Origin of the sequence: Mycobacterium dioxanotrophicus, from assembly GCF_002157835.1 — a bacterium.
Taxonomy (GTDB): Bacteria; Actinomycetota; Actinomycetes; order Mycobacteriales; family Mycobacteriaceae; genus Mycobacterium; species Mycobacterium dioxanotrophicus.
In genome coordinates this window covers 7280070-7294749 of the sequence record NZ_CP020809.1, presented here as the reverse complement: position 1 = coordinate 7294749, position 14680 = coordinate 7280070, and the positions used below count along the sequence as shown (strand labels likewise).

Here is a 14680-nt window from a genome sequence, read left to right as displayed (position 1 = left end):
GTGATCGAGCTGCCGGGCGGGATTCGCGTCGCCGTCGAAAATCCCAGTGACGCGGCGACGTTCACCGTCACCGAATCCAGCACTGAGGACCGCCGCGCGGTCACGGTGGATTCGGTCGAGCAGACGCTGGCCACGCTGGCGCAGCGGTGTGAACGCTGGCCGCAGGCCGCAGCCGTGTGCGACGACGTACTGCGCAGCCTCGACGTCGCGGCACCGGCGTTCGGTGGGCTGATCACCGAGTCCCTGGCCTATTCCACGCTGCAGGCCGGGCCGGAATTCGCCCGCTGGCTGACCGAACGCGGCCCGGCGACGGTGCCGCTGCTGCCCGATCCGGTTCAGGCCGAACGTGACGGCAACACGCTGCGTGTCCGGTTCAACCGGCCGCAGCGCCACAACGCCTTCTCCACCGATGCCCGGGCAGCGCTGCTGGAGGCGCTGGAGGTGGCCCGGCTGGACTCGTCGGTCGACGAGGTGGTGCTCAGTGGCAACGGCCGATCGTTCTGCAGCGGAGGCGATCTCGCCGAGTTCGGGTCTTTCGACGACCCGGCAAGCGCGCATCTGGCCCGCACGCGGCACAGTCCCGCGCTGGTGTTCGACGAGTTGACCGCGCGGCTGGGCCGCCGCTGCCGAGCGCGGGTGCACGGTCAGGTGTTGGGCAGCGGCCTGGAGATGGCGGCGTTCTTCGGTTGGGTCAGCGCGGACGCGCAGGCCACGTTGGGCCTACCGGAGCTGGCGCTGGGGCTCATTCCCGGCGCCGGCGGAACCGTGAGTATCACACGGCGCATCGGCCGTTGGCGCACTGCCTATCTGGTGCTCAGCGGGCGCACGATCGACGCCGCGACGGCGCTGGACTGGGGGTTGGTGGACGAGATCGTCAGTCGGTGAAGTCGATGCGCACCGAGACCGGCGTGGTCTCCAGTGATTTGACCACCCGCGCCGCGATCACTCCGAACTTGCGGCCCCGTGCCGCGACGTCGTCGTCCGGACGGAACTGCGCGACGCCGGTGCGCCACCGGTTCCCTTGCCTGATGCGGACATTCGGGTTCGACGTGATGTTGCTGCCCCAGCCCGAACGCGTACCGTGCTGGCATATCACCCACGCGCCGGTCGGATCGAACTGGGCGGAAACGGGAACCCTGCGCAATTGACCGGTTTTGCGGCCGGTGGTCTCCAACTCCGACGCCAGCGCCGTGCGCAACCCCAGACGCGACAGGGCCGTCACGGCCGGGTTGAGCACATGGCGTCCCAGCGCCCGCTCGCGGCGGAACTTGTTCAGCGTCTTGTCGGTCATGAGTTCCTCCGTGCCCGGAAAGCGTTGACTCCGTTGTTCTTGAGCAGTGCCGCGGCCGTGGCCAGCGGGCCGATCGTCGGGTCGGGCTCACCGCCCGCGGCGAGCCGGTGCAACTGGGTTCCATGCCATTGCAGTTCCAGCGCGCTGAGGAAGGTCTTGGCGCGGGCCGTGTTGGCGAGCCGGGCGGGCATGGCCGGTGCGATGTCCGGGACATGGAGGCGCGCGTCGTGTGCCACCAGCACGCTGTCGGCGGCCGCCGGGTTGACGGTGGTCGGCCTGCCCAACCCGACCACATCGCAGGCTCCTGAGCTGACGGCCTCACTCATCGCCGCCCGCGTGCGGAAGCCACCGGTCACCGCCAGCGGCACGTTCCCCGAGAACTCGCGAGCGGCTCGGGCGTACTCGAGGAAGTACGCCTCGCGCGCCTTGGTGGACGTCGACTGCACGACGGGCCTGCCCTCCATCGCGGGGGATTCGTATGTGCCGCCGCTGATTTCGATGAGGTCGAGGTTCTCGGCGGCCAAGGCGGCGATCACGGCGCGTGACTCTTCCTCGGTGAACCCGCCGCGCTGGAAGTCGGCGGAGTTCAGTTTGATGGCCACGGAAAAGCCGGGACTCACAGCAGCGCGGGTCCGCCGCACCACCTCGAGCGCGAATCGCATGCGACGCTGCGGGTCGCCACCCCAGCGGTCCGTGCGCTGATTGGTGCGCGGCGAGAGGAACTGTGCGACGAGGTATCCGTGTGCGCCGTGAATCTGGACGCCGTCGAAACCGGCGGCGTCCGCGACCGCGGCGGTGTGCGCGTAGCGGTCGATGATGGTTTCGATCTCGTCCTCGGTGAGGGCGCGCGGCGCCTGCCACCCCGGCACACTCATGCGGACGGCCGACGGCGCCACCGGCTGCGACCGGGTGGCCAACGGATTGGCTTGCCGCCCAGGGTGGTTCACCTGCATCCAGACCAGGCTGCCGCCGTCCTTGGTGGCTTTCGCCCAGCGGGACAGTCCGTCGAGGTGGCGGTCGTCCTCCACGACGACGTTGCCCGGCTCGCCGAGGTGGTCGCGGTCGACCATCACGTTTCCGGTGACAACGAGCCCGAACCCGCCGGTGCCCCAGCGCCGGAAGAGCTCGACCAGACGCTGGTCCGGACCATGGTCCGCGGTTCCCAGGCCCTCGCTGAGCGCCGACTTCATCAGCCGGTTGCGCAGCACCTGGCCGCTGGCCAGGGTGAGCGGATCGTGGATATCGGGCATGTCGGTCTCCTCGCAACGGCGCGCTGGGATGCTGTCGGCGACGCTAGTACACCGATTGGTCTACCGCAAAGTGTGCAGGTAGACTGACCGGTTTAGCAGGGAGGCAGCAAGCACGATGTCGGCACGAGACACCTTGATCGCGAGTGTGACGGGACTACTGCGGCGCCGCGGCGTCGCGGGGACCGGCCTCAACGCACTGCTCGAGGACAGCGGCGTCTCGCGGCGGTCCATCTACCTGAACTTCCCGGGCGGCAAGGAAGAACTCGTCGCCGAGGCCACCCGCGTCGCCGGGCAGGCACTGACCGCACTGATCCGGGCGGCCGACGAAGGGCGCGAACCCGCCGAAGCCGTGCAGGAATTCATCGACCAATGGAAGCTGCAGCTGGCCGAGACGCATATGGAGGGTGGCTGTCCTATCGTCGCGGCCGTTCTCGGCCGCTGCGACGCCCCGCAAGCCGCCGATGCCGCTGCCGAGGCGTTCGGAGACTGGCACGCGATCCTGGCCGAGCGGCTGATCCGGGCCGGTGCCGACGCCGACGCGGCGCGTTCCCTGGCGACGATGACGATCGCGTCGGTCGAGGGTGCGGTCATCATGGCGATCGCGGCGCAAAAGACCGACGCCCTCGATGATGTCGGTCGCCATCTCGTCGAACTCACCAGGCTGCACCTGCCGAGGGCCTGAGCCCTACCCGCTCTGCGCCACAATGGCCGGGTGGGTTCATGCGCGGTCTCAGCATCGGTGCTGGCGCGCGCCCAGCGAGTGGCCGATGACTTCGCCGCGCTCACCGGCATCGGCGTCGATGCCACCGAACTGATCACCGGCCGGGCCGCACTGCTTGACCTCACTGCAGCCGGTCAGATTTCGGCGGGCGGAGCCACGCGCTTGTTTCGCGCCGCCGAGGGCTGGTGCGCGCTGACGCTGTCACGACCCGACGATCTCGCCATGGTGCCCGCCCTGCTGCAAGCCGATACCGTCGCCGACGATCCATGGCCCGCCATCGAGGCATGGGCCGCCGGATTGCCGGGCGCCGGGGTGGCAGGTCGGGCGCGGCTTCTGGGTTTACCGGTCGCGGTACTCGGCGAGACCGCGGCCACACCACCTCAGGTGAGCGTGCTCGGTCCGTCGCGGGCGATCCCACTGTCCGATGTGCTCGTCGTCGATCTGTCATCGATGTGGGCCGGGCCGCTGTGCGGCCGATTGCTGGCGCGCGCCGGAGCCACGGTGGTGAAGGTGGAGAGCGTCGCCCGTCCCGACGGCACCCGCGCCGGCGAGCCGACCTTCTTCGGCTGGATGAACAGTGGAAAGCTCTCTTACGCAGTGCAGTTCGACCATCCTGATGAACTGGCCGCGTTGCTGGGCGTCGCCGACGTGGTGATCGAGGCGTCCCGGCCTGCCGCTCTCGACCGCCGGGGACTGGGGCCGCGGACCGTGACAGCGCGCCCGGGGCGGGTGTGGCTACGCATCACGGGCCACGGCACTCACGGGGAACGGGCCGGCTGGGTGGCCTTCGGCGACGACGCCGCAGTGGCGGGTGGTTTGATCGGATACCGCGGCGGTACACCGGCATTCACCGGAGATGCGATAGCCGATCCGCTCACCGGTCTGCACGCCGCCCGCGCCGTCGTGGCAGCACTCGGGCGCGGCGGCGGAGAGCTCATCGAATTCGCCATGGCCGCGGTGGCTGCCGAGTATGCCGGACTGCCCACCGACGACAGCGTCATCGCCGCGATGCCACCCGCCCCGGTTTCCGCAGGCCCCGCGTTCGGTGCGGACAATGCCGCAGTGCGCCGCCTGGTGACCCAACGAGCCGCCACCCCATGCTGATTCAACGAGCGAGCCTGCTCGGCAACAAGGTTGTCGACATCCGCCTGGGCGAGCAGATCGAGCAGGTGGCCGAGAGCTTGCGGCCGCTGCCGGGCGAACTCGTCCTCGACGCCGGGTTCGGCACGGTGCTCCCTGGCCTGCACGACCATCACCTGCATGTGTATTCCGCAGCGGCCGAACTGAACTCGGTACGCGTCGGGCCGCAGGACGTGCGGGACTCCGACGGCCTGGCCCAGGCACTGACACGAGCGGTACCCGGTGCCGACGGATGGATCAGGGCCGTCGGCTACCACGACACGGTCGCCGGACCGCTGGACCGTGACCTGCTCGACGCGCTCGCGCCGCCCAATCCCATACGGGTGCAACACCGCAGCGGCGTGATGTGGACACTCAACTCAGCCGGCCTGGCCGCTGTCGGGCTCGCCGACCATCCCGACGGCCGGCTACGCAGTGCCGACCGAGCCTGGTCGGACGTCCTCGAGCGCACCGAGCCGCCGCTCGATGCGTTCAGCGCGGGGCTCGCGGCCTACGGCGTCACCGGCGTCACCGATGCCACCCCCGATCTCGACATCACGGTCCGGATACGCCAGCGGGTGCATGTGTTGGCGCCGGGCAAGCGCATCCTGCACGACGATGCCCTCGACCTCGATGCGCTGATCACCTGGATCTCCGACCGCCATACCGAAGGGATACCGGTCGCCCTGCACTGTGTGACCGCGGCGCAACTCGTCGTCGCCATCGCCGCCCTACGGGTCGCGGGCCGGCATCCCGGCGACCGCATCGAACACGCCGCGATGGTGCCCGCCGACTGCATCGCGGATCTGGCCGGTCTCGGGGTCACCGTGGTCACCCAGCCGAACTTCGTGGCCGAACGCGGCGACCAGTACCGTACCGATGTGCCTGCGACCGAACAAGACCAGCTGTGGCGCTTGGCTTCTCTGCGGTACGCCGGGGTGCCGGTGGCCCTGTCCACCGACGCGCCGTTCGGTGACAGCGATCCGTGGGCGGCGATGCGCGCGGCCGTACACCGGCGGTCGCCCACGGGGCAGGTACTCAACGCGGCCGAATGTGTCGATGCGCGAACGGCTCTGACGCTGTTCCTGGGCAGTGCCACACAGCCGGCCCGGCCACGCACCGTCGCACCGGGTCAACCTGCGGATCTGTGCGTGCTGTCCGCTCCGCCGCGCGAGGCACTCGGTCAACTCGATGCCGGCCTGGTGGTCGCGACGGTGATCGGTGGTGCGATGGTATTCACCCGATGACACAGACAACGGTGTGGAGGGCGCCGGGCATGCCCGCGTTGTTGGGTGCCGCGGTTCTGGGCTTCGTCGGTTTCGCCTTGCTGCTGCCGGTTGCCCCGATGTGGGCCGTGCACAACGGCGCCGACGATTTCGGCGCCGGATCGGTCAACGCGGTCCTGATGGCATGCACCGTGCTGGCGCAACTCTCGGTCGGGCTGGTGTTGCGTCGGCTGGGGTGGCCGGTCACCCTGGCGATCGGCCTGGCCCTGCTCGGGGCCCCCGCGATCGCGCATCTGCTGGCCCACAACCTGCCGACGGTGCTGCTGCTCGCCGCGTTGCGCGGGTTGGGTTTCGGCATCCTCACGGTGTACGGGGTCGACGGTATCGCGGGCCTGTTCGGTCAGGAGCAGCGTGGACGGGCAGCGGGAGCGTACGGACTTGCCATCGCCGCACCGCAATTCGTGCTCACCCCGGTGGCGACGTGGTTGGTCCATCAGGTCGGATACACCCCGGTCTTCGTGCTGGCCACCGCGCCGCTGCTGGGCGTACCACTGGCGCTGATGTTCATCCATCCGGTGCCGCGACCGCCGACCCAGCGCGGCGAATTCCGTGCGGTGAGCCGTGGACTGGTCGGACCGATCGGTGCGCTCGTCGTGATCACCGCCGCAGGCGGAGCGGTGATCACGTTCGCGCCGCAATTCGGGGACCCCCCAACGGCCTTCGTGACGCTGCTGGCATTGACCGGGCCGGCAACGCTGGGGCGATGGCTGATCGGCGGTCCGGCCGACCGGTTCGGGGCACATCGATTCATCGCCCCGATGCTGGGTCTGGGTGTGGCAGGGCTGGCGGCGATCGCGGTGGGAATCCTCTACAGCCCCGTGGTCATCGTCGCGGGTGCTCTGCTGCTCGGGCTGGCGTACGGCGGGCTGCAGAACCTCACCCTGGTGCAGGCCCTGGCGGCCAGCGGCGGGCAATCCCGCGGCGCGGTCAGCGCGGCCTGGAACATCGGCTTCGACGGCGGAACAGGACTGGGCGCTTTGGTGGCAGGCGCGCTCGCCACCTCGGGCTCGTTCCCGGTGGCCTTTGCGGTGCTGGCCGCTGCGTGCGCGGTGATGGCGGTCGTCTGGAGCTCGACAGGACGCCCACGTACCGACTGATCCCAAAGGGCTTGCGGCGGCCTAGGCGTCGGGGCGATCGATATGCCGGTGCTCAAACGGCCTGGCGCTGCAGTGTCACCGATGCGGTGTTGGCTTCCGATCGGGCGATACCGCGCCCCTGCGCCGTGACGGCCAGCGCGGTCCGGTCGCCGCGGAACAGGTCGCGGGAGAACTCGCAGGGGATACCGTTCTGGTCATAGGTGACCCGCGTGATCAGCAGCAGGGCGGCCTTCGGTTTGATGCCGAGCAGGGTGGCTTCGCTGCTGGTGGCGTTGACGGCTTCGATCCGCTCGTCGGCCCGGCCGGTCACCAAACCGTATCGGGTTTCCAGGATTTCGTAGAGCGAGCCGCCGAGTTGCTGTTCCAGCAGTCCCGGGAAGGCGTCGGCGGGGAACTGGGCGTGCTCCAGGGAGAACGGGGAGCCGTCGGCCAGCCGGATGCGCTGGATCTCGACGACGTACTCACCGTCATTGAGGCGCAGCGCGGTTTGGGTGGCCTGGTCGGGGGTGGTGATGCGGGTGGACAGCACCCGGGTCCCGGCGATGTAGCCCTGACTGGTCAGAAATGCGGGCACCCCGACGACGTCGGACAGGTTCCGTTCGACCTGACCGTGGCTGATGAAGATGCCGCCGGCCCGCCCGATCACCCGGTGGACCAGCCCCGCCTCCTCCAGCGCGGCAAGCACTTGGCGGAGGCTGGAGCGGCTGGTGCCGTAGCGTTCGGCGAGGTCGCGTTCACTGCCCAATTTGGCGCCCGGGGTACCCGCGTTGATGTCGGCGACTATGCGTCGCCGCAACTCCTCGCTCTGCGCTGCCACCCCGGACCCCTCTCCATTTTTGGTACAGCCAATTCTAGCCGTTTGGGGTATCAGAGTTCGGCGATAGCCAGATGCGACTCGGGCAGAATCTGGCCACCGTCGACCACCAGCGATTGACCGGTGATGTAGGCGGCTTCGTCGGTGGCGAAGAACAGCGCGGCGTTGCCGATGTCGGCCACCGAACCCAACCGACCCGCGGGTACTGCGGAGGCCATTTGGTCGAGGTATTCCTGGCCCATTTCACCGAGGCCCTCGGTGATGATGTTGCCGGGCAGCACGGCGTTGATGGTGATCTGCTTGGGCGCCAATTCCATGGCCGCGGTACGCAGGAAGCCCAGCTGGGCAGCCTTGGAGGCACCGTAGTGCGACCAACCGGGGTATCCGGTGATCGGGCCGGTGATGGACGATGTGATCACCACGCGGCCGTGACCGCTGGCGGTCAGCGCCGCGAGCGCGGCCTGCACGATGTAGACGGTGCCCTTGAAGTTGACGGCCAGCACCTCTTCGATGGATTCGGGGGTCAGGTCCTCCAGCCGTCCGGACGGGAAGATCCCCGCGTTGGCGCACACGATGTCCAGGCCGCCGTGCCGCTCGACTGCCTCGGCCACTACGCGGCGTGCGTCCTCGGGGCTGGAGACGTCGGCGCTGAGCCCGCTGACCTTGCCCGGCGCAGCGGACAGATCGGCTACGGCCTTGTCGAGGTCGGCCTGGCTGCGACCGGTGATCAGTACGTTGACCCCGGCGTTGGCGAACGTTTCGGCGATGCCTCGGCCGATACCCTTGCTGCCGCCGGTGACGATGGCCGAGCGGCCCTGAAGCGATGCGAACATGTTGGGATCCTTTGTGAGTCAGGTCAGAGTGTGGCCGTCGGAGCGCAGATACCGTTCGGCAAGTTCACAACTTCCCGCGGCGTAGCTGATCGCTTTGGTGGCCGATTCCCTGGAATGGCTGTGGCTGCCCATCCAAGCCAACAGCAGCAGCCTGCGCAACAGTACGAACGATGCGAGCATGTCTTCATCGGTGGCAGGCAGTTCGCGGCGGCTGCGGTAGCCGCTCACCCACGACTCCTGCCATTCGGGCAGCGCCGGATCATCTTCGATGAACGATACGGCGGTACCGAAATCGTAGAAATACCAGCCGAATCCACAATCATCGAAATCGATGACGGTGATCTTGGACGACTCGGTTCCGGCGGAATCGACCAGCAGATTGGCCAACCTCAAGTCGGCGTGGATGAGCCCGAACCGGTCCGGCCCGGTTCCGTACGCCTCCAGACGCGTGTGCAGCAGCGTCTGGGCCCGCTCGAGGACGTCGCGCTCCGACGGTCCCACACCCTCGGCGTCCTGCCAGCGTCCCCACCGAGGCTGAGCACCCAGGCTGTGCTCCCAGTCCCAGGAGAACCGATCGAACCCGGCGGGACGCGCCCACCGATGCGAATGCTCGTGCAGCGCAGCGGTGATCCGGCCCAAGGTGTGGAAGTCCTCCATCGTCAGGGCGTTCTCGTCGGGCTCCGCGCCGGCGACCATGTCGAAATGCACGGCGTACCTGGGAGTCCCGTCGACATTGACGGTGACCACGCGACGTCCGTCGGTGGCAGGCAGCACGGTCGGCACTGTGACGTCACTGTCAGCCCGCAGCGCCGCCAGCCAGTCCAGCTCCGATTCGATCTCGTGGGACCGGTGGTAATCCCGCCGGTGCACGCGCAGAATCGACCGGGTTTCGGCATCCTCGACGAGATACGTGGCGTTCTCGGACAGATTCAGTAGCCGCAACGTCGCGTTGGGCCCGATGTCGTACTGGCGCAGGGCGAGTTGGGCGACATCGATCTCGTCGGTGATAACCATCTAGTGGTCCTGTCCTTCAATTCCCGCCAACACTGTCGTGATGCGATCACGGGCCGCCGTCACGTCCGCGACACTGCCACCGATGTACAGCCGACCGGCAGCGCCGATCATTTGTACGTCCACCACGGTAAGCCCGGGCGCGGCCCGTTCGGCCTCATTGGCCGCGACGGCCGCGAAAAGCGCCGGGGTCATTTCGTAGACCAGCAGCGACTGACCGGGCAGGATCATCGAGGCCTGCCGATTGCGGTTGAGGATCACCGCGTGCTGATCGGTGATGTCCTCGATGATGTCGTGGTAGAGCACCCGGGGCCGCAGCTGATCGGACGCCGAGTTGCCGGTGCCGGCCAGAATCGCCTCGCCCGCCCGCTGCACATCTTCGAGGTTGGCGGAGTGGATCTCCAGTACCCCGAATTGCCGCTCCACATAGAGGATTCCGGGCTGGATACCGGGAACCTCGCGCAAGGCCAGGTCGATCACGCGCTCGATGGCCAAGGCGGGGGACACCTCGACGATCAGCGCGTGCTCGCCCTCGTACGGCGGGTAGCCGCGGGCGCGGGTCGGCGTACCCAGATAGGCGGCGAACTGCCGCTGCAGGTCTTCGACCAGCAGGTAGACGCGGATCTGGGTGCGGATCCGCGTGCTCTCGTCTGCTTGCGTCGGCATGGCTACTTGCTGGACACCGAGAAGTGCGCGCCGAGCTCGTTGTGCGGCCGCGGGATGACGTGGACGCTGACCAGCTCACCGACCTGCGATGCCGTCTCGGCGCCCGCCTCGGTGGCTGCCTTGACCGCGCCGACCTCACCGGTGACGATGACGGCGACCAGCCCGTCGCCGACCTGCTGCCGATCGGTGATGGTGACATTGGCGGCCTTCACCATGGCGTCGGCAGCGGCCAGCGCAGCGACGAAGCCCTTGGTCTCGATCAGTCCGATTGCATTGCTGGACATGGGGATATCTCCTTATTTGTTGGGGTTGGAATCGATGGATCCGATGATGAGTGCGTCTACCGGGGGTGGCGTACCGGTGAACCAGCCCGAGGCCACGGAGCCCTGAGCGACGAGGACGTGCTCACCGACACCGGTGCCGAGGACGTCGAACGCGATCAACCGGGACCCGGTGCCGTCCACCTCGACCTCGAGGAAGGCACCGGCCGGGATGCCTTCGATGCGGCGCGTCGCCCAGACGTTCCCGGTGACAGTCGCTGAAATCATTTGCGCTCCTTGGTGATCGTAATGCCCAGGGATCGAGCCTTTTCCCTGGCCAACGGGGTGAGCACGGCGCGGCGGCCCAGGATCAGGGTGCCTCCGGCCAGGTCCGCGATGTGGCGTTCGGTGACCGCGCCGCTGTCGATCCGGTGCGTCGCGCCGCCGGCCGGTGCCGCGCTGCCTGCCAGCCGGAAGCTCAGCCGGCCGGCTTTCAGATCGGCGCGGGTCTTCGGGCTTTCGAACAGCCGCAGCAACTTTCGTACGAAGGCGTCCAGGTCGGAGTCCTTGGACAGCCGCACGGTTTCGATCCGGTTCTTGCCATCGACGGCGCGCGGTCCGGTGGGGTCGAGACCCAGCTGATCGGCCACCGTCGCGACGGGTGGGGCCGGGGCCGGAGGCGAGGGGACAGCCACCGTCGGCGGTGCCGACAATACAGCCGCAGTCCCCGGAGGCGGGGTGGGTTTGAGACCCGAAACCGCTTCGCGCACCACCTCTCTGACGAGGGCGCGGAGATCGTCACGGTTGATGTTCATGCAGTGGCCCTTGCCAGCGCATCCTGGGCGGCCTCGGCGGCCTGACGCACATCGGCCTCGGTACCGGAGAGATACACCCGGCCGGTCGCGCCGATCATCCGGAAGTCGACCACCTTGATGTCGGCGGCCTTCTCGGCCTCGTTGGTGGCCAGGATCGCGTACGACGCCGGGGCGACCTCCAGGACGAACAGCGACTCGCCCGGCAGCACCATCGACCCGATCTTGTTGCGGTTGATCAGGAACGCGTGCTGGTGGTCGACGCTGGAGATGATGCGCGAGGCCAGCACATTCGGCCGCACCGCGCTGTCCAACGTGGCGCCCAGCTCATCGAGCGCGGCATCGGCGGCGGCCTTCACCGCTCCGGTCTCCCCGTGGAACTCCAGATATCCGAATTGCCGCTCTACCACCAGGATTCCGGCCTTGACCTCGGCATGCTTGAGGGCGACATCGGTGACGCCCTCGATGTCGAGGCCGGGAGCCACCTCGATGATCTGCGCGGCCTGGTTGGCCCGCGGCAGCGCACCTTTGATCCAGGTGCCCAGGTACGACATGGTCTGCGGTTGCAGCCGGTCGATGAAGATGAACGAACGCAGTTCAGCCACAGCCCTACCTCTTGATCAGTTGTGCGAGTTCTTCGATGACCAGCGCGCGCAATTCGGCTCGCAGCGCGTCCAGCCCTGCATCCGACGCCCGGTTCGGCGTCGCGTAAGACCGCCGCGGTGGCACCGCAACGCCGTCACGGTCATTGGATGCGCGCGGATACTGCGGCACCTGCCCGGCAGGCGAGTGCCACGGGTTGATGCCGGCGAAATTGCCCATCACCACGCCCGGTTCGCTGTTGTAGGCGATGCGGGCCCAGTTGATCAGGTTCTGCGGCTGCAGGTTTTCCCCGATCGAACTGCGTCCGACGAACCCGGTGCCGATGGTCATCGACGGCGCCAGGTTGGTGTCCAGCCCGGAGCTGCCCGTCGAATTGCCGACGTTGACCGAAACCCGCAGCACCGGCACCTGCGCCGCGAAATCGCTGATCACGGCCGGGTTTTCGCTATGGATGGCGGCCGAATGTCCGGCTCCGCCGATCCGCACCACGGCGCGCGCGGCGCGGATACCGCGGGCGGCGTCGGCCGCGGTGGTCATGCCCAGCACGGGGGAGAGCTTCTCGTGGGCCAGCATCTCTTCTGCGATGACGTCGTCGAACGGCGCGATGAGTACCCGGGTCTTCGGTGTCACCCGCAGCCCGGCCTGCCCGGCGATCCATGCGGCGTCGCGGCCCACCACATCGGTGTTGAGGTGGCCGTCGGCGAACATGTAGGCCCGCAGGCGTCGAGCGCCGTCTTCGTCGAGGATGTGGGCCCCGGCGCGGGTCAGTGCCGAGCGCAGCTTGTCGGCGACGGCGTCCTCGACGATGAGCACCGATTCGTTGGTGCACAGCACCGAGTTGTCGAACGCCTTGCTGTCGACGATGCGCTTGGCCGCGGCGTTGATGTCGGCGCTGGCGTCGACGAAGACCGGGACGTTGCCCGGCCCGACGCCCAGTGCCGGGTTGCCCGACGAGTACGCGGCGCGGACGACGCCGGTTCCACCCGTGGCCACGATGACGTCGGTGCGCTCGTCGGCCATCAGGGCTTGAACCAGCGGGATGGACGGCTCGTCGACCACCTGCACGATGCCCTCGGGTGCGCCGGCGGCGACGGCGGCCTCGGCGAGCACCCGCGCGGCGTCGGCCGAGCACCGCTTGGCCCGCGGGTGCGGAGCGACGACGACGGCGTTGCGGGTCATCAGTGCCAGGATCACCTTGAAGTACACCGTGGCAACGGGATTGGTGGTCGGCGTCAACGCCAGCACCACCCCCGCAGGCCGGGGCAGCTCGACGATCTTGCGCGCCTCATCGAGCCGCGGCGAGACATAGTCCTGGTCTCGGTAGTAGTCGACGATGCCCCGCGAGCAGGCCCGGTTCTTGGTCACTTTGTCGGCCGCCACGCCCATACCGGTCTCGGCGACCGCCTCGGTGGCGAACCGTTCAGCCTCGGCGTAGCCGGCCTCGGCCACGGCGTTGACGATCGTGTTCACCGCGGCCGCGTCGTAGTCGGCGTACGCCGCGGCGGCCCAGCGGGCCCGCTCGAGCATGTGGCCGGCCTGCGCAACGTTAGTCATGACGCCTTAAGTCCCTTCGCAGCGGTCTTTGCCCTTGCCACCGCTACGGCGAGGCGGTCCAGCACGTCCTCACACAGTTCGCGGGACAGCAGCAGACCCGGTTTGAATTGCAGCACACGGGGATCCAGTGTCGAGAAGATCGCCCACACTCCGAGCTGATAGAGCTCGCGCATGACGAACTTGGCACCCTCGGGATGGTCGAATTCCAGTCCGATCACCACGCCGTTCTGCCGGATGCCGACGAACCAGTCCGGATGGTCGGCCTGGATGCGCTGCAGGCCGTGGTCGAAGATGTCGGAGATGTAGTGGACCATCGAGCGCACCTCGGGGCGGGTGCAGATCTCCAGCGTCTTGATGGCGGCGACGCAGCCGAGTTCGGCGCCACCGAAGGTGGAGATGTGGCCGAAACCGTCCTCGTTGAGCCACTGCGCGGCGCGATCGCCGAGCAGGGCCGCCGTGATCGGGTACATGCCGCCGGACAATCCTTTGCCCGTCACCAGGATGTCGGGTTCGATGCCGTGTTTGGTGATGCCCCATAGTTCACCGGTGCGCATCAGACCGGTCTGCACCTCGTCGGCGATGTAGAGCGTGCCGTACTTCTCGGTCGCGGCCTTGACCGCTTCGAGGTAACCCGGTGCGGGAAGGGGGAATCCGTAGGTCGCCGGGATGGTCTCCATGATCACCGCGGCGATGTCACCGGAGGCCAGCACCTTCTCCATGGCACCGATGTCGTTGAACGGCACCTGCAGGAACTCGTCGGGCTGGTCGGCCAGGAAGAACTTGGCGAACCGGTCGTCTCCGGTGGCCACCGCCAGGCCGGTGTGGCCGTGGTAGGCCTTGACGATCGAGACGATCTTGCGGCGCTTGGTGGCATGCCGGGCGCTCTTGAGCGCGATGTCGATGGCCTCGCCGCCACCCGACCCGAACGCGACCTTCTTGATCGACGCCGGCGCGGTCTCGACCAAGCGCTGCGCCAGGGCGGTGCGGGCCACCGACGGGAAGTGGTGGTTGCCGACGTCGAAGTGCTGCATGCCTTCGGTAATCGCTTGCATCACTTCGGGATTGCGGTGACCCAGGTTGTAGGTCCCGCCGTTGAGGTGCATGTCGATGAGACGACGCCCCTCCATGTCCCACAGGAAGTAACCCTCGCGGCGGTCGATGACCAGATCGACACCGGTGTCGGTCCAGAACTGCGTCTTGTCTGGATTCCAGAACGTCTTCGCCTTGTCCAGCACTTCGGCTTTGGATTCGAACGTGAACGTGCCGTAGTCGTACATGCGGCTCCCTCTTGAGCTACCTGGTAGCTGTGATGCCCCACACCGTAAATGGTCGCAACCATTTCTGTCAATGGATCAAGCGAACC

Annotated in this window: 17 protein-coding genes; 5 read left to right on the top strand and 12 right to left on the bottom strand. The window is 68.0% G+C overall.

Going from position 1 to position 14680, the window contains the following annotated elements:
• The first annotated feature begins 3 nt into the window (after nt 1–3).
• Nucleotides 4–885 (top strand): enoyl-CoA hydratase/isomerase family protein, encoded by an 882-nt coding sequence (locus BTO20_RS35225; protein WP_408632217.1) that lies wholly within the window; start codon nt 4–6, stop codon nt 883–885.
• Here BTO20_RS35225 and BTO20_RS35220 read toward each other — a convergent pair.
• Both BTO20_RS35220 and BTO20_RS35215 read right to left on the bottom strand, forming a co-directional pair.
• The gene (locus BTO20_RS35220; RefSeq protein ID WP_087080956.1) at nt 875–1291 is read right to left on the bottom strand and encodes a nitroreductase family deazaflavin-dependent oxidoreductase; all 417 of its coding nucleotides are present in this window, start codon (nt 1289–1291) and stop codon (nt 875–877) included. The two genes, BTO20_RS35225 and BTO20_RS35220, sit on opposite strands and share 11 nt — an antisense overlap.
• Nucleotides 1288–2541 carry an NADH:flavin oxidoreductase/NADH oxidase family protein gene (locus BTO20_RS35215; RefSeq protein ID WP_087080954.1) on the bottom strand — a complete coding sequence of 418 codons (1254 nt, stop codon included), beginning with the start codon at nt 2539–2541 and terminating at the stop codon, nt 1288–1290. The genes BTO20_RS35220 and BTO20_RS35215 overlap by 4 nt, the downstream gene beginning before the upstream one ends.
• 115 nt (nt 2542–2656) lie before the next feature.
• On the opposite strand from BTO20_RS35215, the gene BTO20_RS35210 reads away from it, so the two are divergent.
• The 4 genes from BTO20_RS35210 to BTO20_RS35195 are packed head-to-tail and all read left to right on the top strand — an operon-like array spanning nt 2657 to nt 6764.
• Complete coding sequence (locus BTO20_RS35210; protein WP_087080952.1) at nt 2657–3223, top strand: TetR/AcrR family transcriptional regulator; 567 nt, start codon at nt 2657–2659, stop codon at nt 3221–3223.
• Between the two features lie 30 nt (nt 3224–3253).
• Complete coding sequence (locus tag BTO20_RS35205) at nt 3254–4366, top strand: CoA transferase (protein WP_087080950.1); 1113 nt, start codon at nt 3254–3256, stop codon at nt 4364–4366.
• Nucleotides 4360–5628: an amidohydrolase family protein gene (locus BTO20_RS35200; RefSeq protein WP_087080948.1), complete on the top strand. Its 1269-nt coding sequence runs from the start codon at nt 4360–4362 to the stop codon at nt 5626–5628. The genes BTO20_RS35205 and BTO20_RS35200 overlap by 7 nt, the downstream gene beginning before the upstream one ends.
• Entirely contained in the window at nt 5625–6764 is a 1140-nt protein-coding gene (locus tag BTO20_RS35195) for an MFS transporter (RefSeq protein ID WP_332460256.1), read from the top strand. The genes BTO20_RS35200 and BTO20_RS35195 overlap by 4 nt, the downstream gene beginning before the upstream one ends.
• 52 nt (nt 6765–6816) lie before the next feature.
• On the opposite strand, the gene BTO20_RS35190 is transcribed toward BTO20_RS35195, so the two are convergent.
• Genes BTO20_RS35190 through BTO20_RS35145 form a run of 10 tightly spaced genes read right to left on the bottom strand, consistent with a single transcriptional unit; the run spans nt 6817 to nt 14594 of the window.
• Nucleotides 6817–7581 carry a GntR family transcriptional regulator gene (locus tag BTO20_RS35190; RefSeq protein ID WP_087080944.1) on the bottom strand — a complete coding sequence of 255 codons (765 nt, stop codon included), beginning with the start codon at nt 7579–7581 and terminating at the stop codon, nt 6817–6819.
• Between the two features lie 50 nt (nt 7582–7631).
• The gene (fabG, locus tag BTO20_RS35185; RefSeq protein ID WP_087080942.1) at nt 7632–8411 is read right to left on the bottom strand and encodes a 3-oxoacyl-ACP reductase FabG; all 780 of its coding nucleotides are present in this window, start codon (nt 8409–8411) and stop codon (nt 7632–7634) included.
• 18 nt (nt 8412–8429) lie between these two features.
• Complete coding sequence (locus BTO20_RS35180) at nt 8430–9425, bottom strand: phosphotransferase enzyme family protein (RefSeq protein WP_087080940.1); 996 nt, start codon at nt 9423–9425, stop codon at nt 8430–8432.
• A complete protein-coding gene (locus BTO20_RS35175; RefSeq protein WP_087080938.1) occupies nt 9426–10088 on the bottom strand; it encodes a microcompartment protein in 663 nt (220 codons plus the stop codon).
• Nucleotides 10089–10090: 2 nt separating this feature from the next.
• Nucleotides 10091–10372 (bottom strand): BMC domain-containing protein, encoded by a 282-nt coding sequence (locus BTO20_RS35170; RefSeq protein WP_029373255.1) that lies wholly within the window; start codon nt 10370–10372, stop codon nt 10091–10093.
• Between the two features lie 12 nt (nt 10373–10384).
• A complete protein-coding gene (locus BTO20_RS35165; protein ID WP_087080936.1) occupies nt 10385–10636 on the bottom strand; it encodes a EutN/CcmL family microcompartment protein in 252 nt (83 codons plus the stop codon).
• Nucleotides 10633–11163 carry a hypothetical protein gene (locus BTO20_RS35160; RefSeq protein ID WP_087080934.1) on the bottom strand — a complete coding sequence of 177 codons (531 nt, stop codon included), beginning with the start codon at nt 11161–11163 and terminating at the stop codon, nt 10633–10635. The genes BTO20_RS35165 and BTO20_RS35160 overlap by 4 nt, the downstream gene beginning before the upstream one ends.
• Nucleotides 11160–11765: a BMC domain-containing protein gene (locus BTO20_RS35155; protein WP_083165203.1), complete on the bottom strand. Its 606-nt coding sequence runs from the start codon at nt 11763–11765 to the stop codon at nt 11160–11162. The genes BTO20_RS35160 and BTO20_RS35155 overlap by 4 nt, the downstream gene beginning before the upstream one ends.
• Before the next feature lie 4 nt (nt 11766–11769).
• A complete protein-coding gene (locus tag BTO20_RS35150) occupies nt 11770–13317 on the bottom strand; it encodes an aldehyde dehydrogenase family protein (protein ID WP_087080932.1) in 1548 nt (515 codons plus the stop codon).
• On the bottom strand, nt 13314–14594 hold the full coding sequence (locus BTO20_RS35145; protein WP_087080930.1) for a class-III pyridoxal-phosphate-dependent aminotransferase: 1281 nt from the start codon (nt 14592–14594) through the stop codon (nt 13314–13316). Before BTO20_RS35145 ends, BTO20_RS35150 begins: the two co-directional genes overlap by 4 nt.
• Nucleotides 14595–14680: the final 86 nt, after the last annotated feature.

Bases quoted from the DNA above. Each gene is read 5' to 3' on its own strand.
- BTO20_RS35220 (WP_087080956.1), bottom strand. From the start codon at position 1,291: ATGACCGACAAGACGCTGAACAAGTTCCGCCGCGAGCGGGCGCTGGGA.
- BTO20_RS35215 (WP_087080954.1), bottom strand. From the start codon at position 2,541: ATGCCCGATATCCACGATCCGCTCACCCTGGCCAGCGGCCAGGTGCTG.
- BTO20_RS35210 (WP_087080952.1), top strand. From the start codon at position 2,657: ATGTCGGCACGAGACACCTTGATCGCGAGTGTGACGGGACTACTGCGG.
- BTO20_RS35200 (WP_087080948.1), top strand. From the start codon at position 4,360: ATGCTGATTCAACGAGCGAGCCTGCTCGGCAACAAGGTTGTCGACATC.
- BTO20_RS35195 (WP_332460256.1), top strand. From the start codon at position 5,625: ATGACACAGACAACGGTGTGGAGGGCGCCGGGCATGCCCGCGTTGTTG.
- fabG (WP_087080942.1), bottom strand. From the start codon at position 8,411: ATGTTCGCATCGCTTCAGGGCCGCTCGGCCATCGTCACCGGCGGCAGC.
- BTO20_RS35180 (WP_087080940.1), bottom strand. From the start codon at position 9,425: ATGGTTATCACCGACGAGATCGATGTCGCCCAACTCGCCCTGCGCCAG.
- BTO20_RS35175 (WP_087080938.1), bottom strand. From the start codon at position 10,088: ATGCCGACGCAAGCAGACGAGAGCACGCGGATCCGCACCCAGATCCGC.
- BTO20_RS35170 (WP_029373255.1), bottom strand. From the start codon at position 10,372: ATGTCCAGCAATGCAATCGGACTGATCGAGACCAAGGGCTTCGTCGCT.
- BTO20_RS35165 (WP_087080936.1), bottom strand. From the start codon at position 10,636: ATGATTTCAGCGACTGTCACCGGGAACGTCTGGGCGACGCGCCGCATC.
- BTO20_RS35160 (WP_087080934.1), bottom strand. From the start codon at position 11,163: ATGAACATCAACCGTGACGATCTCCGCGCCCTCGTCAGAGAGGTGGTG.
- BTO20_RS35150 (WP_087080932.1), bottom strand. From the start codon at position 13,317: ATGACTAACGTTGCGCAGGCCGGCCACATGCTCGAGCGGGCCCGCTGG.
- BTO20_RS35145 (WP_087080930.1), bottom strand. From the start codon at position 14,594: ATGTACGACTACGGCACGTTCACGTTCGAATCCAAAGCCGAAGTGCTG.